This window comes from Arthrobacter sp. TJ-263 (assembly GCF_058269155.1).
Genome location: NZ_JBZCNE010000001.1, coordinates 736,609 through 758,893 on the forward strand (window position 1 = coordinate 736,609; position 22,285 = coordinate 758,893).

Annotated in this window: 27 protein-coding genes; 4 read left to right on the top strand and 23 right to left on the bottom strand. The window is 70.6% G+C overall.

The window, feature by feature from the left end; translation table 11 throughout:
- Positions 1 to 74 precede the first annotated feature (74 nt).
- Both AC4D2F_RS03460 and fabF read left to right on the top strand, forming a co-directional pair.
- A complete protein-coding gene (locus tag AC4D2F_RS03460; RefSeq protein ID WP_104118510.1) occupies positions 75 to 320 on the top strand; it encodes an acyl carrier protein in 246 nt (81 codons plus the stop codon).
- Positions 321 to 435: 115 nt separating this feature from the next.
- The gene (gene fabF / locus AC4D2F_RS03465; RefSeq protein WP_104165365.1) at positions 436 to 1,671 is read left to right on the top strand and encodes a beta-ketoacyl-ACP synthase II; all 1,236 of its coding nucleotides are present in this window, start codon (positions 436 to 438) and stop codon (positions 1,669 to 1,671) included.
- A 71-nt stretch (positions 1,672 to 1,742) separates the two neighbouring features.
- Here the strand turns inward: fabF and AC4D2F_RS03470 are convergent, their stop codons facing one another.
- The 6 genes from AC4D2F_RS03470 to AC4D2F_RS03495 all read right to left on the bottom strand — a co-directional run bounded on the left by AC4D2F_RS03470 (position 1,743) and on the right by AC4D2F_RS03495 (position 7,369).
- Positions 1,743 to 2,246, bottom strand: coding sequence for a DUF3145 domain-containing protein (locus AC4D2F_RS03470; protein WP_104165366.1), 504 nt, complete (start codon positions 2,244 to 2,246; stop codon positions 1,743 to 1,745).
- Positions 2,247 to 2,471: 225 nt separating this feature from the next.
- The gene (locus AC4D2F_RS03475; RefSeq protein ID WP_490909495.1) at positions 2,472 to 3,404 is read right to left on the bottom strand and encodes a tyrosine recombinase XerC; all 933 of its coding nucleotides are present in this window, start codon (positions 3,402 to 3,404) and stop codon (positions 2,472 to 2,474) included.
- A gap of 151 nt (positions 3,405 to 3,555) precedes the next feature.
- On the bottom strand, positions 3,556 to 4,179 hold the full coding sequence (locus tag AC4D2F_RS03480; protein ID WP_490909496.1) for a methylated-DNA--[protein]-cysteine S-methyltransferase: 624 nt from the start codon (positions 4,177 to 4,179) through the stop codon (positions 3,556 to 3,558).
- A 93-nt stretch (positions 4,180 to 4,272) separates the two neighbouring features.
- Positions 4,273 to 5,472: a DNA-processing protein DprA gene (dprA, locus tag AC4D2F_RS03485; protein ID WP_490909497.1), complete on the bottom strand. Its 1,200-nt coding sequence runs from the start codon at positions 5,470 to 5,472 to the stop codon at positions 4,273 to 4,275.
- A complete protein-coding gene (locus tag AC4D2F_RS03490; protein WP_490909498.1) occupies positions 5,469 to 7,004 on the bottom strand; it encodes a YifB family Mg chelatase-like AAA ATPase in 1,536 nt (511 codons plus the stop codon). The genes dprA and AC4D2F_RS03490 overlap by 4 nt, the downstream gene beginning before the upstream one ends.
- A complete protein-coding gene (locus AC4D2F_RS03495) occupies positions 7,004 to 7,369 on the bottom strand; it encodes a YraN family protein (protein ID WP_181033540.1) in 366 nt (121 codons plus the stop codon). The genes AC4D2F_RS03490 and AC4D2F_RS03495 overlap by 1 nt, the downstream gene beginning before the upstream one ends.
- 184 nt (positions 7,370 to 7,553) lie before the next feature.
- On the opposite strand from AC4D2F_RS03495, the gene AC4D2F_RS03500 reads away from it, so the two are divergent.
- On the top strand, positions 7,554 to 7,856 hold the full coding sequence (locus tag AC4D2F_RS03500) for a hypothetical protein (RefSeq protein WP_490909499.1): 303 nt from the start codon (positions 7,554 to 7,556) through the stop codon (positions 7,854 to 7,856).
- A gap of 24 nt (positions 7,857 to 7,880) precedes the next feature.
- On the opposite strand, the gene AC4D2F_RS03505 is transcribed toward AC4D2F_RS03500, so the two are convergent.
- The 13 genes from AC4D2F_RS03505 to ffh form a co-directional block, all read right to left on the bottom strand.
- Entirely contained in the window at positions 7,881 to 8,207 is a 327-nt protein-coding gene (locus AC4D2F_RS03505; RefSeq protein ID WP_043445771.1) for a DUF2469 domain-containing protein, read from the bottom strand.
- A 7-nt stretch (positions 8,208 to 8,214) separates the two neighbouring features.
- Positions 8,215 to 8,967, bottom strand: a complete 753-nt coding sequence (rnhB, locus tag AC4D2F_RS03510) for a ribonuclease HII (protein WP_490909500.1) — start codon at positions 8,965 to 8,967, stop codon at positions 8,215 to 8,217.
- On the bottom strand, positions 8,964 to 9,800 hold the full coding sequence (gene lepB / locus AC4D2F_RS03515; RefSeq protein WP_490909501.1) for a signal peptidase I: 837 nt from the start codon (positions 9,798 to 9,800) through the stop codon (positions 8,964 to 8,966). Before lepB (AC4D2F_RS03515) ends, rnhB begins: the two co-directional genes overlap by 4 nt.
- Positions 9,801 to 9,885: 85 nt before the next feature.
- Positions 9,886 to 10,563, bottom strand: coding sequence for a signal peptidase I (gene lepB / locus AC4D2F_RS03520; RefSeq protein WP_490909502.1), 678 nt, complete (start codon positions 10,561 to 10,563; stop codon positions 9,886 to 9,888).
- 9 nt (positions 10,564 to 10,572) lie between these two features.
- Complete coding sequence (gene rplS / locus AC4D2F_RS03525) at positions 10,573 to 10,932, bottom strand: 50S ribosomal protein L19 (RefSeq protein ID WP_104166690.1); 360 nt, start codon at positions 10,930 to 10,932, stop codon at positions 10,573 to 10,575.
- A gap of 214 nt (positions 10,933 to 11,146) precedes the next feature.
- Positions 11,147 to 11,935, bottom strand: a complete 789-nt coding sequence (gene trmD, locus AC4D2F_RS03530; RefSeq protein WP_104165384.1) for a tRNA (guanosine(37)-N1)-methyltransferase TrmD — start codon at positions 11,933 to 11,935, stop codon at positions 11,147 to 11,149.
- On the bottom strand, positions 11,935 to 12,537 hold the full coding sequence (rimM, locus tag AC4D2F_RS03535) for a ribosome maturation factor RimM (RefSeq protein WP_490909503.1): 603 nt from the start codon (positions 12,535 to 12,537) through the stop codon (positions 11,935 to 11,937). Before rimM ends, trmD begins: the two co-directional genes overlap by 1 nt.
- 135 nt (positions 12,538 to 12,672) lie before the next feature.
- A complete protein-coding gene (locus AC4D2F_RS03540; RefSeq protein WP_104119805.1) occupies positions 12,673 to 12,918 on the bottom strand; it encodes an RNA-binding protein in 246 nt (81 codons plus the stop codon).
- A gap of 1 nt (position 12,919) precedes the next feature.
- Complete coding sequence (gene rpsP / locus AC4D2F_RS03545; RefSeq protein WP_104165388.1) at positions 12,920 to 13,324, bottom strand: 30S ribosomal protein S16; 405 nt, start codon at positions 13,322 to 13,324, stop codon at positions 12,920 to 12,922.
- A 154-nt stretch (positions 13,325 to 13,478) separates the two neighbouring features.
- Positions 13,479 to 14,378, bottom strand: a complete 900-nt coding sequence (locus tag AC4D2F_RS03550; protein WP_490909504.1) for a VOC family protein — start codon at positions 14,376 to 14,378, stop codon at positions 13,479 to 13,481.
- A gap of 54 nt (positions 14,379 to 14,432) precedes the next feature.
- Positions 14,433 to 15,539, bottom strand: coding sequence for an amidohydrolase family protein (locus AC4D2F_RS03555; RefSeq protein WP_490909505.1), 1,107 nt, complete (start codon positions 15,537 to 15,539; stop codon positions 14,433 to 14,435).
- A 24-nt stretch (positions 15,540 to 15,563) separates the two neighbouring features.
- The gene (locus tag AC4D2F_RS03560; RefSeq protein WP_490910515.1) at positions 15,564 to 16,271 is read right to left on the bottom strand and encodes an alpha/beta fold hydrolase; all 708 of its coding nucleotides are present in this window, start codon (positions 16,269 to 16,271) and stop codon (positions 15,564 to 15,566) included.
- A 62-nt stretch (positions 16,272 to 16,333) separates the two neighbouring features.
- Complete coding sequence (gene ffh / locus AC4D2F_RS03565) at positions 16,334 to 17,917, bottom strand: signal recognition particle protein (RefSeq protein WP_104165394.1); 1,584 nt, start codon at positions 17,915 to 17,917, stop codon at positions 16,334 to 16,336.
- A 184-nt stretch (positions 17,918 to 18,101) separates the two neighbouring features.
- On the opposite strand from ffh, the gene AC4D2F_RS03570 reads away from it, so the two are divergent.
- Complete coding sequence (locus AC4D2F_RS03570) at positions 18,102 to 19,544, top strand: glucose-6-phosphate dehydrogenase (protein WP_490909506.1); 1,443 nt, start codon at positions 18,102 to 18,104, stop codon at positions 19,542 to 19,544.
- Between the two features lie 21 nt (positions 19,545 to 19,565).
- Here AC4D2F_RS03570 and AC4D2F_RS03575 read toward each other — a convergent pair whose 3' ends face one another.
- From AC4D2F_RS03575 to AC4D2F_RS03590, 4 genes are all read right to left on the bottom strand, one after another.
- Positions 19,566 to 20,048, bottom strand: coding sequence for an SRPBCC family protein (locus tag AC4D2F_RS03575; RefSeq protein WP_490909507.1), 483 nt, complete (start codon positions 20,046 to 20,048; stop codon positions 19,566 to 19,568).
- Positions 20,045 to 20,401 (bottom strand): ArsR/SmtB family transcription factor, encoded by a 357-nt coding sequence (locus AC4D2F_RS03580; protein ID WP_490909508.1) that lies wholly within the window; start codon positions 20,399 to 20,401, stop codon positions 20,045 to 20,047. The genes AC4D2F_RS03575 and AC4D2F_RS03580 overlap by 4 nt, the downstream gene beginning before the upstream one ends.
- Before the next feature lie 203 nt (positions 20,402 to 20,604).
- On the bottom strand, positions 20,605 to 20,943 hold the full coding sequence (locus tag AC4D2F_RS03585) for a P-II family nitrogen regulator (RefSeq protein WP_043445797.1): 339 nt from the start codon (positions 20,941 to 20,943) through the stop codon (positions 20,605 to 20,607).
- On the bottom strand, positions 20,940 to 22,280 hold the full coding sequence (locus tag AC4D2F_RS03590; RefSeq protein ID WP_104165399.1) for an ammonium transporter: 1,341 nt from the start codon (positions 22,278 to 22,280) through the stop codon (positions 20,940 to 20,942). The genes AC4D2F_RS03585 and AC4D2F_RS03590 overlap by 4 nt, the downstream gene beginning before the upstream one ends.
- Between the last annotated feature and the right edge of the window lie 5 nt (positions 22,281 to 22,285).

Here is a 22,285-nt window from a genome sequence, read left to right on the forward strand (position 1 = left end):
TTCAAGCCCAAACCGCGAGAGTGCGGTTTGACCATCCCCGCCGGTGCACCGGCAAGAACAGAAAAGGAGCCACCATGGCTAGCAACGAAGAAATCCTGTCCGGTCTCGCCGAGATCGTCAACGAGGAGACCGGTCTTGCCCCCGAGTCCGTGGAGATGGACAAGTCCTTCACCGATGACCTGGACATCGACTCCATCTCGATGATGACCATCGTCGTCAACGCCGAGGAGAAGTTCGGCGTGCGCATCCCGGACGAGGAAGTCAAGAACCTGAAGACCGTCGGCGACGCCGTCAACTTCATCTCGGGCGCACAGGCCTAGTTCCTGCGGTTCCGAGCGCTGCGGCCGCTCCCGGCGTCCCCGCCGTGAGCGGCCGTACTCGTAATCCCCCCGCCCCGGTCGTGCCGGCGCACCTCCCAGCTTCGAAAGAGTGACCATGCCACGCAAAGTCGTCATCACCGGACTCGGTGCCACCACCCCTATCGGCGGGGACGTCCCGACCATGTGGGCCAACTCCCTCAAGGGGGTCTCGGGCGCACGGACCATCGAAGCCGACTGGGTGCAGAGGTACGAGCTGCCGGTCACCTTCGCCGCCCAGATCACGACCCCCGCGTCGGAGGTCCTCACCCGGGTCGAGGCCAAGCGGATGGACCCCTCCACCCAGTTCGCCGTCGTCGCCTCCCGCGAGGCGTGGCGGGACTCGGGCATCGAGGAGGTCGACAAGGATCGCCTGGCCGTCGCGTTCGCCACCGGCATCGGCGGCGTGTGGACGCTGCTCGACGCCTGGGACACGCTGCGCGAGAAGGGCCCCCGGCGGGTCCTGCCGATGACCGTGCCCATGCTGATGCCCAACGGTCCCGCGGCAGCCGTCAGCCTCGACCTCGGCGCCCGCGCCGGCGCCCACACCCCGGTGTCCGCCTGCGCCTCCGGCACCGAGGCACTGCACGTCGGCCTCGACCTGATCCGGTCCGGCAAGGCCGACGTCGTCATGTGCGGTGGCGCGGAGGCCGCGATCCACCCCATGCCGATCGCCGCGTTCGCGGCCATGCAGGCGCTGTCCCGGCGGAACGACGAGCCTGAGCTGGCATCGCGCCCCTACGACACGGACCGTAACGGCTTCGTCATGGGCGAGGGTGCGGGCGCACTCGTCATCGAGGCCGAGGAGCACGCCCTGGCCCGCGGTGCCCGCATCTATGCCGAGCTTGCCGGCACCTCCGTGACCGCGGACGCCTACCACATCACCGCCCCCGATCCCGAAGGCCTGGGCGCGACCCGCGCCCTCAAGGCGGCCCTGTTCGATGCCCGCGCCCAGGCGGAGGACGTCGTTCACGTCAACGCGCACGCCACCTCGACGCCGGTCGGCGACAAGCCCGAGTACACCGCGCTGAAGGCGGCCCTCGGCAGCCACGTGCATGACGTGGCGGTCTCGGCGACGAAGTCGCAGACCGGTCACCTGCTCGGGGCCTCCGGTGCCGTGGAAGCCGTCATGACGGTCCTCGCCATCCACGAGCGCAAGGCCCCCGTGACGATCAACCTCGACAACCAGGACCCCGAGATCCCCCTCGACGTCGTCACCGCCCCGCGCGACCTGCCTCAGGGCGACATCGTCGCCCTGAGCAACTCCTTCGGGTTCGGCGGCCACAACGCCGTCATCGTGGTACGGAACGTCTGACCCCGGACAGCAGGAAAGGCGCCACCCGCGCGGGTGGCGCCTTTCCCGTGTGTGGGAGCGTATCCGGGCGGTCAGCCCACCTGATGCAGCCAGCGCACGGGGGCACCCTCGGCGGCGTGGCGGAAGGGTTCGAGTTCCTCGTCCCACGACTCCCCGAGTGCGAGGGACAGTTCGTGGTAGACGGCGGCGGGATCGCCGGCTCCCGCCTCGTAGGCGTAGCGGATGCGGTCCTCGGTCACCATGATGTTGCCGTGGACGTCCGTCGTGGCGTGGAAGATCCCGAGCTCGGGCGTGTGCGACCACCGGCCGCCGTCAGCACCGGCGCTCTGCTCCTCGGTGACCTCGTAGCGCAGGTGCGCCCAGCCACGGAGGGCGGAGGCGAGTTGCGCGCCCGCTCCCTGGGGGCCCACCCAGGAGAGCTCCGAGCGCAGCATTCCGGGCGCGGCAGGCTGCGGTGTCCACTCCATGTCGATGCGCTTGTCGAGCACCGAGCCGATTGCCCATTCGACATGGGGGCACAACGCAGTAGGGGCTGAGTGCACGTACAAGACACCGCGCGCCATCACAACAGACATTCCATCCTCCATAGCTGTAGGTACGTCTTCCCCAACGACCTGCAACGGATGATGACAGTGCGATGAACCTGGCAGAGCTTCCCGAGACCCTCCCGCGATACCACGCGGGATCCGCCTGACTCCTGCTCATTCTGCACGAGAGGAGTGAATTTCGCCACTTCGGCGCCCGCGCGCCCATCCCGTGGACAGGGTGCGTCGGGCGCGGCGCCCCCGGGCGTCGGTGCGTCAGGCCCTGGGATGCGCCTGTTCGTAGCTGCGGCGGAGCCGGTCGACGGATACATGCGTGTACAGCTGCGTGGTGGCCAGGCTGGAGTGTCCGAGGATCTCCTGGACGGCACGGAGATCGGCACCGCCGTCGAGCAGATGGGTCGCAGCGCTGTGGCGCAGGGCGTGCGGCCCGCGCGCGGCGGTGTCGCCCAGCGCGTCGAGGGTCGTCCTGACCTGGGCTCGCACGGCGCGCGGGTCGATGCGTCCTCCGCGCCGTCCGAGGAAGAGGGCGGGACCGCTCTTCGACGTCATCCACTGCGGCCGTCCGCGGCGGAGCCAGTCGTCGACGGCGTGCGCGGCAGGGACGCCGTAGGGGACGGTGCGCTCCTTCGCTCCCTTGCCGAGCACGACGAGCGTCCGTCGCTCGGTGTCGAGGTCGTCGATGTCGAGACCCACCAGCTCGCCGACCCGGACACCCGTCCCGTACAGCAGCTCGAGCATCGCCCGCAGTTGCAGTTCGTGCGGGTCCCCCGGCCCGGTCCGCTCGGCCGCGTTCGTGAACATCGCGGCGGCCTGCGGCTGGCTGAGGACGGCGGGCAGGCTGCTGGTGCGTTTGGGGGCGCGGAGGCGGAGGGCCGGGTTGGCGGGGATCAGTTCCTCGCGGACCGCCCAGTCCATGAAGGTGCGGACGGATGCGGCGCGCCGGGCGATCGTCGCCCGGGACAGCCCCGCGGTGTCGAGCGCACCGAGCCACGCGCGGAAGTGCCGCAGTTCCAGCTGCACCAGCGTGGTGACGCCCGAGTCCCCCGCGTGCAGCAGGAAGAGTTCGATGTCCTTCAGGTATGCCCGCACGGTGTGCTCCGAGCGGTTGCGCTCCCGCGTCAGGTAGTCCCCGAATCCTTCGAGGCCCGCGCGGAGCTCGCCCGCCAGTACCGCGCTGCTGTCTGCCATGAAATCCTCCGCTCCCCAGTATCCACGGCATTCCGCGTCCCCTGGGTGCTCCGACACGGCGGGGCGTCCGCGGTTCCGGCGGCGGCCGGCCGGATGGCCACCGCGACCCGCCTCGGCCCGGCGGTCCGGACCACCACGGCCCCGGGCCGGATCACGGCCGGATGTCTGCCGCGGCCACCGGATCGGGAGGCGCACCGTGGGCGCGTTCCAGCTCCAGCAGCGCGGTCTTGGTCGCGGTTCCCGCGGCATATCCGACCACGGCGCCGGTGCTGCCGACCACCCGGTGGCCCGGCACGATGATCGATACGGGATTGCTGCGCACTGCCGCCCCGATCGCGCGACCCATGCGGGGGTTGCCGAGCCGGGTGGCGATGTCGCGGTAGCTGCGGGTCTCTCCGTAGGGGATCGCCCTCAGTGCGGCCCAGACCCGTAGCTGGAAGGTCGTGCCGTGGAGTTCGACCGGGGACCCGAAGGCGCGCCGCGACCCTGCGAAGTACTCACCCAGCTCCCGGTCCGCCCGGAGGAGCAGAGCGACGGTAGCGGCGGGAGGGGTGAGCGCCCGGTCCTCTGCTGTCGGCGGGGCACCCCGCCCGCCGAGCTGATCAGCGACGACGCGGTGCCCGAGACGCACCGGGTCCGGCGCCGGGGCGTGCCCCGCGTGATAGAGACCGACGATCGCTCCGGCACCGGCGACGATCACCAGGGGCCCCACCTGTGACTGGAGCTCATGGTGCCACCGGTCGGTCCCCGGGTCGGCGGGACGGGTGCTGGTCATGGGAGTCCTCCTGGGGAGTGGGGTCTGGACGGCGGGGTCTCAGCGGCGGTGTCGGCTGCGGCACGCGCCGGTGGGTTCGGCAGTGCGAGGGCGTCAGGGTCTCCGGCGGCACCACCCGCCACCGGCCCTGACGGCGAGTCCTGCCAGTTCGAGTCGCGCGAGTCCGCTGATGACCTCCCGCGTGGAGAGACCCGCGACGACGGACAGCCTGTCCACCGTCGTCGGCGCCCGCACAGGGAGGCCGTCCAGCAGCAGCAGGTCCGGGATGGTCAGGCCGTCGTGGTCCAGGACGGGAGCGGCGTCGGCTCGAGCCCGGTCGCCGAGCGGCTCGGCGCCGAGGGGGCCGGCGAGCTCGACGACGTCGGCGGCGTCCGTGACGCATACCGCCGTACCGTCCCTCAGCAGGCGGTGGCACCCTGCGGAGTTCGCCGACTGCACGGAGCCCGGTACCGCTCCGACCGGCCGGCCGAGCCCGGCGGCATGATGGGCCGTGTTGAGTGCCCCCGAGCGCCACCGCGCCTCGACCACGACCGTGACCGCGCTGAGCGCCGCGATCAGCCGGTTGCGTTGGAGGAACCGCCAACGCGTCGGGGAGCTGCCGGGCGGGACTTCCGAGACGAGGACGCCCTGGTCAGCGATCGCACGCAGCAGGTCCTCGTTCCCGGCCGGATAGTACCGGTCGATACCGCAGGCCAGGATGGCGATCGTGGCCGCGTGGTCCCCACCCCCTGTGGTGGCGAGCGCGGCCCGGTGCGCCTGAGCGTCGATGCCGTAGGCGCCGCCGGAGACGAGGGTGTAGCCGCGGGTGGCGAGTCCCGAGGCCAGGTCGGCGGTGACGAAGGAGCCGTAGGCGGTGCTGTCCCGCGACCCGACCAGGGCGGCGAGACGCGCGGACGGCGGCATCTCGTGCCGGCCCCGCACCCAGAGGCACAGCGGTGCCGCCTGCTGCAGGTCGTCCAGCGCCGCCGGCCAGTCGGCGGACTCCGGCACGACGAGGCGTCCGCCGAGCCGGTCCAGGGTCGCCAGATCCCTCTCGGGTGCGAGGTCGCGGAGGCGCGGCGCCCATCGTTCCAGCCCGTCCTCCAGGGGACGGCGTCCGCCGTCCGGGACGTCCAGGGATTCGCCCAGCCGGCGGTGGACATCCACACCCACCCCGGTCTCGCGGCGGGCAATGCGCAGGGCATCCCGGGGTCCGACGACCGACACCAGGGCCAGGCCGACGGTGTCCGAGGGTTCGAACAGTCGTGACAGTGCAGCCCTGGCCAGACGGAGATCCTGCTGCGCCCCACTCACGCGGCACGCTCCTGCAGGCGGAAACCGAGGGCGGTGACGACGTCGTCCGCGTCCGGACGGGAGCGACCGCCGAGGTCCGCGATGGTCCACGCGACGCGCAGGACCCTGTCCCACCCGCGCGCACTGACGAGGTTCCGGTCCAGCGCCCGGTCGAGCGAGGCCGTGACGGCCCGCGGGAGCGCCAGCTCACCCCGGAGGATCCGGCCCTGGACCTCCGCGTTGGTCGCGTAGTTCCATCGGAGGAGGCGTTCCCGTTGGGCGGCACGCGCCTCGGCGACCCTGCCGGCGACAGCGGCGGAGGTCTCCGGCGACCGTACGTCCACGTAGTCGGCCAGACTCAGACGCTGGACGGCCAACTGCAGGTCGACGCGGTCAAGCAGCGGCCCGGAGAGGCGGTTGAAGTATCTCCGGCGCTGTTGCGCGGTGCACAGGCAGTCGATCCCCTTGCCGTTCGCTAGACCGCAGGGGCAGGGGTTCAGGGCCAGGACGAGCTGGAAGCGGGCGGGGTATGACGCCGTACCGGAGGCCCGGTGCAGGACCAGCCTGCCGCTCTCCAGCGGCTCGCGCAGCGCCTCGAGGACGCGCCTCTCGTATTCCGGCGCCTCGTCGAGGAACAGGATGCCCCGATGCGCCCGGGATGCTGCCCCCGGCCTCGGGATGCCGCTGCCACCCCCGATGATGGAGGCGGGTGTCGCCGTGTGGTGCGGGCTCTCGAAGGGCGGCTTCCGCACGAGCTCGGTGCAGTGCCGCTCGCCCGACAGACTGTGGATCGCCGTCACCTCCATCGCGTGGTCGTCCTCGAGATCCGGGAGGATGCCCGGCAGTCGCTCCGCGAGCATCGTCTTGCCGGCGCCGGGTGGTCCGACCATCAGGAGGTGGTGCGCCCCTGCGGCAGCGATCTCCAGCGCGAACCGGGCCTCGTGCTGGCCCGCGATGTCGGAGAGATCCCGGGTGGGACCGGACCGGACCACCGGCAGGACCGGTTCACTGCGGACGGAGGGTTCGGGAAGCGCGACCCGCGCTGCATCCGCCCCGAAGGCCAGCGCCACCTCGGCGAGCGTGCGGTAGGACCCGACCTCGGCGGCGGGGACCAGAGCCGCCTCCGGCGCGTTCTCCTCCGCGACGACGATGCGATGGTGCCCGGCCTCCACGGCAGCCATCACGGCGGGCAGCACCCCGTGGACCGGCCGGAGCTGCCCGTCCAGTCCCAGTTCGGCGATGAAGACCGTGGACCCGACACCACGGACGTCCCCCGCCGCTGCCAGCGCCGACATGACGATGGCGAGATCGAAGGACGACCCGCGCTTCGGCAAGGATGCGGGGATGAGGTTGACCGTGATCTTCCGGCGGCTGAGCGGCACGCCGGCATTGCGGGCCGCGGCCCTGATCCGGTCCTTGGCCTCGTTGAGCGACGCGTCCGGGAGGCCGAGCAGCACGAACGCAGGCAGGGTCTGCCCGATGTCCGCCTCGACCTCGACGACGTGCCCGTTCATGCCGACCAGGGACACGGCGTAGGTCCGTCCGAGCGCCATCAGATCACGGCCCGCACGTGTTCGATACGCGGCGCTCCCGTGCCGTCGTCGAGCACGCCGACGGCGTCGATGCGGAAGCCGCTGAACCGCAGGTGGTGCGCGCGGGCCCACTGCGAGGCGAGCCGGTAGAGCCTCTCGAGCTTGGTGGCCGTGATGGCCTCGAGGGGCTGCCCGAAGTCGTCCGAGCTGCGCGTCTTGACCTCCACGATCACGAGGGTGGACCCGTCCACCGCCACGAGGTCGATCTCCCCCGCCGGGCATCTCCAGTTCCGGTCGACGATCGTCAGACCGGCCCGCTCCAGGAAGGCGGCGGCTACCGCTTCCCCTCGACGCCCCAATTGATCCTTCGCCACCATGGCTGTCACCTCCGTCCCCAAGGCTCGTCGAGGGAGGGAGTCCCGGAGCTGCGGCAGGCGGCTATGTGGACAACCGGGTGACGCCGTCCCCCCTCGGCGGTCGGAACACTGGCGGACGGCCGCGCGTCGGCCTAGCGTGGGGGTGCAGCGGCAGCCGGCCGGCGGCCGCGCCCGACGACGGATGGAGGACACCGTGTCAGAGCAGAGGAACGTCGTGCCCGGTGGGAGCGAAGCGGACCTCCAGGAGCAACGGACCCCGGCCCAGGACGCCGGGGCGGGGACCAGGGCTCCGGCCGGCAGCGGAACGGGAGGCTCGGAGGCCGATCGGCAGGAACAGGACACACCGCTCGAGGCCGGGGCTCCCCCGGAGGGTGTGGGGATCGCTGGCGAAGGGACGGGCGGCTCGGAGGCCGACCGCCTGGAGCAGGCCGCCGACGTGCCGCTCGATGCCGAGGACGCCTTCCCGCACGGAGGCGGGGAGGACGACGGGTCCTGACGCCGTCAGGACCCGCGGCGGGCGTCAGTTGCCCAGCGTGCCGTCCTTGGGCAGGGCGATGTCGTCCGACTTGGCGAGCTCCTCGACGTTGACGTCCTTGAAGGTGATCACCCGGACGTTCTTCACGAAGCGGGCCGAGCGGTACACGTCCCACACCCAGGCGTCCTGCAGCGTCAGGTCGAAGTAGACCTCACCGTCGGCCGAGCGCGCCTGGAGGTCCACGTGGTTCGCCAGGTAGAACCGGCGCTCCGTCTCCACGACATAGCTGAACAGCCCCACCACATCGCGGTACTCGCGGTAGAGCTGGAGCTCCATGTCGGTTTCGTAGTTCTCAAGATCCTCGGCACTCATTCGATCATCATCCTCCACTTTCCATACGGGCTGCGTCGGGCCGCTCCAGGCTTCCCAGACGCCAGGTCCTTCGGTGGTACTCACTCGGCCCGGCCGAGTCGATGGCCGCACGGTGGCTCTCCGTCGCGTAGCCCTTGTTCACGTCCCACCCGAAGTCCGGATGATCGGCGGCGAGGGACACCATCAGGGCATCGCGCTCCACCTTCGCGAGCACGCTGGCCGCCGCGACGCTCAGGCACTTCAGGTCGGCCTTGATCCGCGTGTGCACCGGGGCTGTACAGCCGGCCGGATCCACCTGCTCGACCGCGGCGTACTCGCCGTCGTCCGTCCCGAAGAGCACCCCCTGGGACCGCGCGGACAGCCAGTCGTGGTTGCCGTCGAGGATGACGACGTCGGGGGTCACGGTGTCGAGGACGGAGGCCCATGCCCTGCTCCCGGCCGCGCGCAGCGCGGACATCAGTCCCAGGGCGTCGATCTCGGCCGCGGAGGCATGGCCGACGGCGGACGCGACGGACCAGCGGCGGATGCGGGGCACCAGCGCCTCGCGCTCCGCCGGAGGGAGCAGCTTGCTGTCCCGCACCCCCCGCAGCGGGGCGGGCGCGCCGAGGTCGACGACGACGATGCCCACCGACACGGGTCCGGCGAGGGCCCCCCTGCCCACCTCGTCGCATCCGGCCACGTAGCGGTGACCCGCGGAGGCGAAGGACTTCTCGACGCTCAGGGTCGGGGCGGTGGAGCGCTTCCTGCGCAGGGCCGTCATGGCCCCGAGGGTGAAGGGGTGGGCTGCGCGCCGGGCTGGGGATCGGGCACGCCCTCGAACACGTCCGAGGGCGTGGGGAGGAAGCCGAGGCGGCTCAGCGGCCAGGCGATGACCGCGGCCTTGCCCTCGACGTCGTCGATCGCCACGAAGCCCGCGCCGGTCTTGTCCTGGTTGGCCCGCGAGTCCGCGGAGGCGTTGCGGTGATCCCCCATCACCCAGAGCCTGCCGTCGGGTACGACGACGTCGAACGGCAGGTCGGAGGGGTTGGCGCCCGGGTACAGGTAGGGCTCGTCGAGCGGCTCACCGTTGACGGTGAGGCGGCCCTGGGCGTCGCAGCAGACGACGTGGTCGCCCGGCAGCCCGATGACGCGCTTCACCAGGTGCTGCTGGGACTCGTCGGGGGCGAGCCCGATGAAGATGAGCGCTTCCTTGAACCAGCTGACCTGCGCGTCGGCCTGGGCGGGGAGCCAGTTCCCGGTGTCGCTGAAGACGACGATGTCCCCGCGCTGCAGGTCGAAGGGCTGCGGCACCAGCTGGTTGACGAAGATGCGGTCGTCGATCTCCAGGGTCTCCTCCATGGAGCCGGAGGGGATGAAGAACGCCCGGAAGAGGAACGTCTTGATGAGGAACGAGAGCACCAGCGCGATCACGATGATCGTGCCGATCTCCTTCAGCCACGCGCCGAAGCCGCGATCGCGGTCCTTGCCGCCGCGCTGCCGCTCCCGGGGGGCGTCGGGCACGGCACCGTCCGCGGACGGTGCGTCGGGACCGGATGCCGGTGGTGCAGGGGCCTCGGCCCGCGAAGAGGACTTCCTGCGGAAGCTCCGTGCCATGTGAACAGTTTCCTCTGTACTCGTGATGACCGGCGGCCGCCGGTGCGGGGAACGGCCTCCGACGGGCGACCTGGCCACCGGGACGTCAGCCGGACGGTCGGTCGATCGGGCCGGACCGGTCCAGTGGCCAGACTAGCTGAAAGGCCCGCCCGATGATCCGATCCTCGGCGACGAGCCCCCCGCCGGGTGCGCCGAGCAGGGACCGCGAGTCCATCGACGCCGACCGGTGGTCGCCGAGGAGCCAGAGCCGCCCCTCGGGGACGACGACGTCGAACCTCGTGGTGCTGGCGGCGTCGCCCTGATGGACGTACGGCTCCTCGAGGGTGTCCCCGTTCACCGTCAGTGATCCGTCCCCGCTGCAGCACACCACGTGGTCCCCGCCGACCCCGATCACGCGCTTGACGTACGTGGTGTCGCTGCCCGCCAGCCCGAGCCATTGCCCCGCGCCGGCGAGGACCTGCTCGGGAAGGCTCCGCGGGTCCGTGATGGGGTCGAAGGACCCGCGGCCGTCGAACACGACGACGTCGCCGCGCCGGACGTCCGAATCCGCGAGCTTCTCCACGAGCACGCGGTCGCCCTCGGTGAGCAGGGGTTCCATGGACGCGGACGGGATGAAGTAGACGTCCAGGAGGAAGCCGCGCACGAGTCCGGTGACCAGGACGGCGACCAGCACGGCGGAGAACACGAAACGCCAGCCCACAGAGCGGGGCCGGCGTTTCGGTTGCCCTCCGGCCGGGGACCGGGGAGCGGGCGTTTCATGCACCAGAGGAGGTTACTTGACCGTCTTGGGGTCGCGCTTCTCCTTGATCTTTGCTGCCTTGCCGCGCAGTTCGCGCATGTAGTACAGCTTGGCGCGGCGCACGTCGCCCTTGGAGACAACTTCGATCCTGTCGAGGACCGGGCTGTGGACGGGGAACGTACGCTCCACGCCGACACCGAAGCTCACCTTGCGGACCGTGAAGGTCTCGCGGATGCCGTCGCCCTGGCGGCCGACGACGAAGCCCTTGAAGATCTGAACACGGGTGTTCTTGCCTTCGATGATGTTGACGTGGACGTTGACGGTGTCGCCGGCGCGGAAGTCGGGGACGTTGTCGCGGAAGGATCCGGCGTCGACTGAGTCGAGAATATGCATGGTCATGCTCCTGGTGGACGCCACAGGTCATCCACGTTGGTCACGGCGGTCAAGGACAGGGCGCACGGCCCGGGCGATACCGCCGAAGTAGGTTTTCCGGCCGATCCGATGATTCGGTGGTCGGTGTGTTGAACTGTTGGCCGCACGCCCCCTGTGGCAGGGTCCGGCCCAGTGGACACAAAGCACGATTATTCCACAGCGCGGACGCCAACCGTTAATGCTGCGGTCTCGTGAGCCTGCCGTCGACGACGTCGAAACCCGCCGCGCGCAGCGCCGTGAGGTCGGCCTTCCCGAGGGCGGCGACATCCACCCGGCCGAGGAGGTCGGGCCGCCGGTCGGCGGTGCGCTGGAACTGCTCGAGCCGCCGCCACTGTGCGATCTTCGCGTGGTTGCCGCTCAGCAGCACCTCGGGGACGTCGCGGCCGCGCCAGGACGACGGTTTGGTGTACACGGGGTACTCGAGCAGGCCGTCCGCGTGGGATTCCTCCACGAGGGATTCCGGGTTGCCGACGACGCCGGGGATGAGCCGCGCGACGGCCTCGACCATGGCGAGCACCGCCACTTCCCCGCCGTTGAGGACGTAGTCGCCGAGTGACACGGGCCGGACGTCGAACTCCTCGCGGGCCCAGTCCACCGCGCGTTCGTCGATGCCCTCGTACCGGCCGCACGCGAAGACGAGGTGGTCCACCTCGGCGAGCTCATGGGCCATCGCCTGGTCGAACACGGCGCCGGCCGGGGACGGCACGATGAGGACGGGCCGGGAGCCGGCAGGAGCCTCGGACCGGACCGCTTCGAGCGCCTGCGCCCAGGGTTCGGGCTTCATGACCATGCCGGCGCCTCCGCCGTAGGGGGTGTCGTCGACCGTACGGTGCCTGTCGGTCGTGAACGCGCGCAGGTCGTGGATCCGCACGTCCAGCACGCCGTCCTGGCGCGCCTTCCCGATGAGGGACAGGTCGAGAGCGGCGAGGTACTCCGGGAAGATGGAGACGACGTCGATGCGCACTAGTCGCGTGTCCGGCCCGGCGCAGGGTGGGGCGAGTCGGCGGCCGGGTCGCGCGCGACGTCGTCGCCGTCGTCGGGCGCCTGGTTGGAGCCCGGGGTGTTGAGGTCGAAGAGGCCTGCCGGCGGCACGATGGTCAGGAAACCGGCCTCCGGGTCCACCTCGGGCACGATCGACGTGACGAACGGCACCAGCGCTTCGTGGCCGTCGGCGAGTTCGACGACGAGGAGGTCCTGGACCGCCATGGTACGCAGGGCGGTGACCTTGCCCACGGACGTCCCGTCGACACGGGCATCGAGGCCGACGAGCTCGTGCTCGTACCAGGCGTCGTCGTCGTTCTCCTGGGCACCGGCGGTGTCGACGAAGAGCTGGGCGCCGCGCAGGGTCTCGGCCTGGTTCCGGTCCGCCACCTGCTCGAAGCCGACGATCAGGATGTCCTTGTTCCACCGCGCCTTGACGACCGTGAGTTCGGTGACGGCGGCGCCCTCCACGCGGAAGGTCCCGCCCGGCTCGAAGCGGTCCTCGGGGGCGTCGGTGAAGAGCTGCACCGTCACCTCTCCACGGATGCCGTGGGGCTTCCCGATCCTGGCTACGAGTACGTCCATCGTGGTGCTCCTGCTTTGTCTGGCTGATACATGGGTACTACCTGGGTACTGCATGGGTGGACGGAAACGGCCCCACCACCAGGTCCTGGTGGTGGGGCCGTTCAGCATGCTGTGTGCCGTGAAGCTCGGGGCCGGTCAGTCCCGGCGGCGGTCGGTGTCGACGACATCGACCCGCACGGGCTCGCCGTCCGCGAGGGCAGACACCACGGTGCGCAGGGCGCGGGCGGTGCGCCCCTGGCGGCCGATCACGCGACCGAGGTCCTCCTGGTGCACGCGGACCTCGAGCGTCTCGCCGCGGCGGTTGGTCTTCGCGGAGACCCTGACGTCGTCAGGGTTGTCGACGATGCCGCGGACGAGATGCTCCAGAGCTTCGGCCAGCAAGTTACTCTGCCTCGGTGGCTTCCGCGGCGGCGTCGTCGTTCTTCTTCGCCTTCGGGGTGATGGCCTCGGGGACGATCACGGAGCCCTTCTCGGGGGCGACGAACGCCTCCTTGGCGGCCTTGGTCCTCAGGGTGCCTTCCTGGCCCTTGAGTCCCTTGAACTTCTGCCAGTCACCGGTGATCTTGAGCAGGACGGAGACCTGCTCGGTGGGCTGCGCGCCGACACCGAGCCAGTACTGCGCACGCTCGGAGTTGATCTCGATGAACGAGGGCTCCTCGGTGGGGTTGTACTTGCCGATCTCTTCGAGGGCACGGCCATCACGCTTGGAGCGTGAGTCCATGACGACGACGCGGTAGAACGGTGCGCGGATCTTGCCCATGCGCTTGAGGCGAATCTTTACGGCCACTTGTGTGGTCACTCCTTGTAAATGAAAAGGGGCGAACCCGTCATCCTGCTCCCGTGGGGCGGGCCATTCATGAGGGTTCAAAGGACACAATGCACGCGCAGAGAGAGGGGCTGCACGGATCGAGTACGGAACCATTGTGCCAGACGGCCGTTCTTTAGGCGATTCCGCCCGGCGCGGCGTCGACGGCGACCCTCAGCCGGTTCCGCCAGGGGTCCTCGAAACGCAGTTCGGCCCCCGTGTGGTGGTTCGCGACGCCCGCATGGGCCAGGCGGTCCGCCAGTGCCCCGACCTCGTCCTCCGACGGTACCCGGATGAGGACCTCCCCGAGGCCGAGGGTGTCCTTCCGCGGCCCTGCGCCCCTGCTGTTCCAGACGTTCATCGCCATGTGGTGGTGGTACCCGCCGGCGGAGACGAACAGGGCCTGGTCGTGCCATCCCGCCGTGCGCTCGAAACCGAGGACGTCCACGTAGAAGTTCTGGGCCGTCCCGACGTCGCCGACCTGCAGGTGGACGTGGCCCACGCCGGCCGCCCTGGACTCCGCCTGTGACACGGCGTCCTCGGTGAGGTGCCGCTCGATGTAGTCCCGCGGGGGCAGGGGGAGGTTGTCCATCACCACCGAGCGGGTGCCACGCCCGTCGCTCGTCCAGTTCCAGCTGTCCCTGGGCCGGTCGACGTACAGTTCGATGCCGTTCCCCTCGGGGTCGGTGAAGTAGAACGCCTCGCTCACGAGGTGGTCGGCGCTGCCCACGTAGGCACTGAGGGGTTGCCGCGCGGCGGAGGCGACGGCGGCGGCCAGGTCCGCGCGGTCCGCGAAGAGGAGGGCGGTGTGGAAGAGGCCGGCGTCGCCACGCTGGGGCAGGTGCAGATGGGGGGCCGATTCGAGGCGGAGGACGGCGCTCCCCCGCCGTCCGAGGACGACGGCGTCCGTCCCGTCATCGATCACCTCCAGGCGCAGCGCGGCCGTGTAGTAGCGGGCCAGTCCGGCCAGGTCGCCGACCTTGAGCGTCAGCGGTCCCATGGCGGTGTCGGTGGGCAGCAGGTCCTGCACGGGCATGTCGGCTCCTCGGAGTAGAAGGTCTCCCCCCGTCCAACTCATTGAAGCTTCAACTTATTCCGGCGGTGTTCTCGCCATGACCTCTCCGCGCAGCACCACGGCCCGGAGGGAGGCGAGGGTACCCACGTCGAGGCGCGGATCTGCCGCGCAGACGACGGCGTCGGCGCTCGCACCCTCCTCGATCGCCGGGAAGCCCAGCCAGGCGCGGGCGGACCAGCAGGCCGCGTCGAGGGCCGCGGCCGGGCCGAGGCCCGCAGCGGCCAGTGCCGTCACCTCGTCCGGGAGCCGGCCGTGGGCGATGACGCTGCCGGCGTCGGTGCCCGCATAGACGGCGATCCCGGCGTCGTACGCCCGCCGGACCATCGCCTCACGCCCGCCCCACAACCGGCGCATGTGCGCCGCGTAGTCGGGGTACTTGCCGGCGGCGCCGTCGGCGATGGCAGGGAAGGTGTCGATGTTGATCAGCGTGGGGACGATGGCCACGCCCTGCTCCACGAACCGGGGGACGTGGCGCGGGAGCATGCCGGTGGCGTGCTCGATGCAGTCGATCCCGGCGTCGAGCATGCTGTCGAGTGTCTCTGCCGCGAAGCAGTGGGCCGTCACCCGGGCACCCTCCGCGTGCGCGGCGTCGACGGCGTCCTTCAGGGCCTCGGGAGGGAAGGCGGGGGCGAGGTCGCCGAGGGAGCGGTCGATCCAGTCCCCCACGATCTTGACCCACCCGTCGCCGCGCCGCGCCTGCTCCGCGACGGCCCCGGCCAGGTCCGCGGGCTCCACCTCGACGGCGTAGTCGCGGAAGTAGCGGTGCGTCCGTGCCACATGCCGGCCCGCGCGCACCAGGCGCGGCAGGTCCGCGCGGTCCTGCACCCACCGCGTGTCGTTGACGACGCCCGCATCGCGGATGAGCAGCGTGCCCGCATCGCGGTCCTGCAGGGCCTGCTGCTCCGCCAGCTCGTCGGGCACCCGTCCGCGCCGGTCGAGGCCGACATGGCAGTGCGCGTCCACCAGGCCGGGCAGCACCCACCCCTCGATGGTCCGGAGCGGACGGCCGGACGGACGCCGGAAGGTGAAGCGGCCCTCCTGCACGTAGACGTCCGGCACCGTCCACGTCGGCGACAGCAGCACCGTCCCGGTGAGATGCAGGAACCCGGGTCCGTCAGGCACCACGGGACGGTCCGGCGACGGTCCTCATGCGGCGGCCTGGTGCCGCCCGGCGCGCAGGAAGGACCGGATGAGCGCATCCCCCTCGGCGGTGTCGTGCGGCCGGTGTCCGCCGGGTGCTACCCGGTGGATCGCGCCGGTGCCGGCGAGGTACTCGGCGACCTCCTCGTACAGGGGTTCCCACCCTCCGGTCAGCACCAGGGTCGGCACGCCGGGGACGATGGCCAGCGGTGCCTCCCAGGGAGGGCTCTGGAGACGGAGCCTCGCGGCGTCGCGTTGGGCCTCGGCCGTGGCGGGCGTCCGAGCATCGTCGTCGACGACCTGCCGCGCGAAGGCACGGAGGACGTCGTCGTCGGACATCGCATGGCGCTCCGCGAAGAGGGGCTTCATCAGCGCGATGTGCGCCGCCGTCGCCGGGAGCTCCGCCGTGAGGGAGAAGCACGCCGGCTCCACCAGGGTGAGCGAGCGCACCAGGTCGGGACGCTCGACGGCGAGCATCATGGCCGCCACGGCGCCCTGGGCATGGGCGACGACGTGTCCCCCACCGCCCAGGGCGTCGGCGACGATCTCCTGGTCCCGGTCATGATCGGTGGCGGCGGGCTCCTCGGTGGCCGAGAACCCGTGCCGGCGGACGTACAGGCAGTCGAAGTCGATGGACAGGCCGTGCTGCCGGGGCCACGCCGCGGCACCGAAGGGACCGCTGCCGTGCACGAACACCACGCGCTCGGCGCCCATCACAGCCCGACACCCATCAGTGAGGGCCTCGGCGGGTCGGATCCTCGCAGGGCACGCGCGCGCTACTTCCCGAGGAACTTCTCGAAGCCCTTGGGGAGGTTCATCGCCGACGGGTCGAAGTCCTGCTGGCCGCCGAAGGCGGCACCGGTGGGCGTGGCCGTGCGTGCGGCGGCGCGCCGCGCTTCCGCTTCCTGCAGCTCCTGCGCGGCCTTCGCGGGGTTGCCCGAGCGCGGCTTCTTCTTGCCCTTGGCGGCGGCTGCCTTGGTCTTGCGCGGGCCACCGAAGCCTCCCGGACCGGCCATGCCCGGCATGCCCGGGATGCCCCCGCCCGAAGCCATCTTCTTCATCATCTTCTGTGCCTGCGTGAAGCGCTCCAGGAGGCCGTTGACCTCGGAGACGTGCACGCCGGAACCGCGGGCGATCCTCGCGCGGCGGGAGCCGTTGATGATCTTCGGGGCGACGCGCTCGTGCGGGGTCATCGAGCGGACGATGGCCTCCACGCGGTCGATCTCGCGCTCGTCGAAGTTCTCCAGCTGCTCCCGCATGTTGGCGGCGCCCGGCATCATCATGAGCATCTTCTTCATGGAGCCCATGTTGCGGATCTGCTGCATCTGCGCGAGGAAGTCGTCGAGGGTGAAGTCCTCCTGGTCGGCGAACTTCTTCGCCATCCGGGCGGCTTCGTCCTTGTCCCAGGACTGCTCGGCCTGCTCGATGAGGGTGAGGACGTCACCCATGTCGAGGATGCGGGAGGCCATGCGGTCGGGGTGGAACAGCTCGAAGTCGCCGAGCCCTTCACCCGTGGAGGCGAACATGACCGGCTTGCCGGTGACGGACGCGACCGAGAGGGCGGCGCCGCCGCGGGCGTCGCCGTCGAGCTTGGTCAGGACGACGCCGGTGAAGTCCACGCCCTCGTTGAAGGCCAGCGCGGTGTTCACGGCATCCTGGCCGATCATCGCGTCGATGACGAACAGCACCTCGTCGGGGCTGATCGCCGCCCGGATGTCGGCCGCCTGCTGCATGAGCTCGGCGTCCACGCCGAGGCGACCGGCGGTGTCGACGATGACGACGTCGTGCAGGCGGGCCCGTGCCTCGGCGACACCCTGGCGGGCGACCGCGACCGGGTCGCCGGTGGCGGCCTCGAACTCGGAGCTGACGCCGGGGTGCGGCGCGTAGACGGGCACGCCCGCCCGCTCGCCGTTGACCTGGAGCTGGCGGACGGCGTTGGGGCGCTGGAGGTCGCAGGCGACGAGCAGCGGACTGTGGCCCTGGCCCTTGAGCCACTTGGACAGCTTGCCCGCGAGCGTGGTCTTTCCCGCGCCCTGGAGGCCCGCCAGCATGATCACGGTGGGCGGGTTCTTCGCGAGCCGGATGCGCCGGGTCTCGCCGCCGAGGATCCCGACGAGCTCCTCGTTGACGATCTTGACGATTTGCTGGCCCGGGTTCAGGGCCTGCGAGACCTCGAGGCCGAGGGCGCGTTCCTTGACGGCGGCCGTGAAGGCGCGCACCACGGGAACGGCGACGTCGGCGTCGAGCAGGGCGCGCCGGATCTCGCGCACCGTGGCATCGATGTCCGCCTCGGTGAGGCGGCCCTTGCCGCGGAGATTCTTGAAGGTCGCAGTCAGCCGGTCGGAGAGTGAATTGAACACGTGCCGTGCACTACTTTCATCGGGGACTTTGGAGACTCAACTCCCAAGGGTATCAACTGGGGGCGCTCGGGAGCTCGGCGTCCCGCCCTCCGACGCCTCCTGCCCCGCCGGACCGCCGCGCGCAAACCACGACGCACCCCGCCGGCACAGGACACCCCGGGGGCAGAAGTGGCAAGGTGAGGAGGTGGATACTTCCTCGCTCGCAGAGCACGACACCATTCCCGCCGACGCCGACACCCGCGTCAGGACGCTCCTGATCCTCGGCGCCTCCGGCGACCTGACCGGGCGCCTGCTCCTGCCGGGACTCGCACGGCTCATCCGCCTCGGACGCGCCGACGGCCTGAAGCTCGTGGGCGCGGGTTCCGACGACTGGACCGACGAGCAGTGGCGTGAGCGGCTGGACAGCTCCTTCGCCGTCGCCCGCGAGAAGGCGGACGACGCCGGACGGGCGTCGCTGCAGCAGGTGCGCGACAACAGCCGGTACCACCTCCTCGATGTCACGAAGGACGGGCTGGCCGACCTGGTGCAGGGCCTCGAGGGTCCCGTGGCCATCTACTTCGCGCTGCCCCCGGCCGTCAGCCAGCTCGCCTGCAGCGCGCTCGGGCCGGGCTCCCTGCCGACGAGCACCCGTCTCGTGATGGAGAAGCCCTTTGGCACGGACCAGGCCAGTGCGCACCGCCTCAACGAGAAGCTCTCGAAGCTGGTGCCCGAGCAGAACATCCACCGTGTGGATCATTTCCTCGGCAAGGCGACAGTGTTCAACATCCTCGGCCTGCGGTTCGCCAACCGCATCCTGGAGCCGGTCTGGAACAACCTGCACATCGAGAAGGTCGAGGTGATCTTCGACGAGGACCTCGCGCTCGAGAACCGGGCCCGGTACTACGACGGCGCGGGCGCGCTCCGCGACATGATCCAGAGCCACCTGCTGCACGTCATGGCGCTCCTGGCCCTGAACGCGCCGTCCACCCTGCACGAGAGGGACCTCCGCGACCACATCGGCTCCGTCCTCCGGGCCAGCACGGTGGACCTGGACAGCCCGGGCAGCAGCCGGCGGGCACGCTACGCGGCGGGCACGATCGGCGACCGGGAGGTCCCCGACTACGCCGCCGAGCCCGGCGTCGACCCGGAGAAAGGCACGGAGACTCTCGCGGAGATCACCGTGTCCATCAACAACGAGCGCTGGTCCGGCGTACCGTTCGTCCTCCGCTCCGGCAAGGCGCTCGGCGTCAAGCGCAAGGAGGCCGTGATCACCTTCCGTCCGGTGAGCCACCTGCCCGTCGGGTTCACGGGCCAGGACGCGCCGACGAAGCTGCGCATCGGGTTCGGCCCCGACACGCTGCAGCTCGAGATCGACGTCAACGGGCCCGGGGACATCTTCTCCCTCGACCGGGCGACCCTCAGCGCCGACCTCAACGAGACGGACCTGCTCCCCTACGGTGAGGTGATCGAAGGTGTCCTCGCCGGCGATCCGACGCTCTCGGTCCGCGGCGACACCGCAGAGGACTGCTGGCGCATCGTGGAGCCGGTCCTGAAGGCGTGGTCGGAGGGCCGCGTGCCCCTCGAGGAGTACCGGGCGGGCTCGGACGGGCCGGAGGGGTGGCCGTCCTCGCACGGCCGGAAGGAATAGGGCCGCACGAGGCCCGCCCGCTCAGACCGTCGCGCGACGCAGCAACTCGTCGAGCTGCTCGTACGCTTCGGACAGACCGCCCTCCATCCCCGACTGCACCATGCCGTCGCGGGCCTCCATGCTCGGGTAGACGGCATGAGCGGTCAGCCGGGTCCTGCCGCCACCCACGTCCTGGAAGGTCAGGAATTCGATGCTGACGACGTCCGGGTAGCCGTCGTACTCGAAGGTCTGGATCGCGAAATCGTTCTCCCGGACGGTGTGGAAGACACCGCTGAACACGTGGTCGACGCCGTCCGGACCGGTGTGGGTGTAGCGGTAGCTGCCGCCGGTCCGGAAGTCGTACTGGTCGATGCCGAGGCGGAGACGCCGCGGGCCCAGCCACTGTGCAACGAGGTCGGGCTCCTTGTGGGCGCGGAACACCTCCGCCACGGGATGGTCGAACTCGCGGTCGAGGTCGATGAAGGGGAGGCCCTCCGGGACGGTGAGTGTCAGGGCGTTGCTCATGTCGAGTCCTTTGCCTGCGGGCCGCGTGCCGCGGCCTGGGTGGATAGCACGGCGTCGAGGCTGCGGAACTGCTCCTCGTGGATCAGCCGGTACTGGTCGATCCAGGCGGTGAGCGCCTCCAGCCGTGCGGGGTTCAGGTGGACGGGCCGGCGCTGGGCGTCGCGCGTGCGCGTGACGAGCCCCGCCTGCTCGAGGACCTGGATGTGCTTCGAGACCGCCTGCTTGGTGATCGCGAAGGGTTCCGCCAGTTCGTTGACCGTGGCCGGGCCCCGGCTGAGCCGGGCGATGATGCGGCGGCGGACGGGATCGGCAAGTGCCAGGAAGGCGATGTCGAGGTGCTCGTCGTCGGTCACGGGGTCCTCTTCTGAAGTTGCACTTCCTCATTGATCACTGTCCCATTAATCAATGTATTCGTTGATCAATGAGAAGGTTGTCCAAGGATATGCCCGATGCCCGGTGACGGCAAGAGCGCGCGGACGCAGAACGCCCGGCCGGATTGCCCGGTCGGGCGTTCTGAGAAGGTGAGTCCTGCGCTCTTCGTGCGGCGGGGCCTGCCCTACAGGGCGGCTTCCCCCCGTTCGCCGGTGCGGACGCGCACGGCCTCCTCGACGGGGATGACCCATACCTTGCCGTCCCCCGCGCGGCCTGTGTTGGCCGTGGAGACCAGGACGTCGACGATGTCGGTCACCCACGCATCGGCGACCAGGACCTCGACGCGCGCCTTCTGCAGGAGGTCCACCGTGTACTCCGCCCCGCGGTAGACCTCGGTGTGACCGCGCTGGCGGCCGTAACCGCTCGCCTGGCTCACCGTGAGGCCCTGCACGCCGTAGTTCTCCAGGGCCCCCCGGACGCCGTCGAGCTTGTCGGGCCGGACGATTGCTGTGACGAGTTTCATGAATGCGCGCCTTCCGTGACGTCCTGCTGTGCGGAGTTCTGCTTGCTGCTGTGCTTGGCGCCCTGCTGGCTGACCACCTGGTCGGCGAACGGGTGGAAGGATCCACCGACACCGAGCCCGCCGAATTCGTAGGCGGTCTCCGCGTGCTCGGTGAGGTCGACGCCGGACACCTCGTCGTCCGAACTGATCCGGAAGCCGATGGTCTTGTGGATGGCGAGGCCGATGATCGCGGTCATGATCGCGGAGAGGGCGATCGCGATGGCCGCGGCGACGATCTGCGCGACCAGCTGGCCGGCGCCGCCGCCGTAGAAGAGGCCGCCGCCCTCACCCTCGACGGGCAGCATGATGAACCCGAGGGACAGGGTGCCGACGATGCCGGCGACGAGGTGGACGGCGACGACGTCGAGCGAGTCGTCGAACCCGAGCCGGTACTTGATGCCGACGGCGAGCGCGCAGACCGCGCCGGAGACGATGCCGAGGCAGATGGCGCCGACGGGGCTGACGTTCGCGCAGGCCGGGGTGATGGCCACGAGTCCGGCCACGATGCCGGACGCGGCGCCGAGCGAGGTCGGGCGTCCGTCACGGATGCGCTCGGTCATGAGCCAGCCGACCATCGCGGCAGCAGGGGCTGCCATGGTGTTGACCCAGATCAGCCCCGCTTCCTCGGCCGATCCGGCCGCGCCGCCGTTGAAGCCGAACCAGCCGAACCACAGGAGTGCGGCTCCGAGCATCACGAACGGGATGTTGTGCGGGCGCTGCGCCGGGTCCTTGCCGAATCCCTGGCGCTTGCCGAGGATTACGGCGAGCACGAGGGCCGCCACGCCGGCGCTGATGTGCACCACGGTGCCGCCGGCGAAGTCGACAGCCTCGCCGACCGCGCCTCCGACGGCGCCGTCGGCGCTCAGGAGACCCCCGCCCCACACCATGAACGCGAGCGGGCAGTAGACGAGGGTCACCCAGATGGGGACGAAGATCACCCAGGCACCGAACTTCGCGCGGTCGGCGATGGCACCGCTGATCAGGGCCACGGTGATGATGGCGAACGTCGCGCCGTAGCCGGCGCCGATGAGGTCCTCGGTGCCGATGAGTCCGCTCATGCCGAACGAGGCGAACGGGTTACCGAAGAGCTGGGCGACGCCGTCGCCGCCGGTCATCGAGTAGCCCCAGAGGACCCACACGATCCCGACGAGTCCGACGGCGATGAAGCTCATCATCATCATGTTCAGTGCGGCCTTGGCGCGGGTCATGCCGCCGTAGAAGAAGGCGAGCCCGGGGGTCATGAGTAGTACGAGGGCGGCTGAGATCATCACCCAGACGTGGCCTGCTGTCAGATCCATCAAAC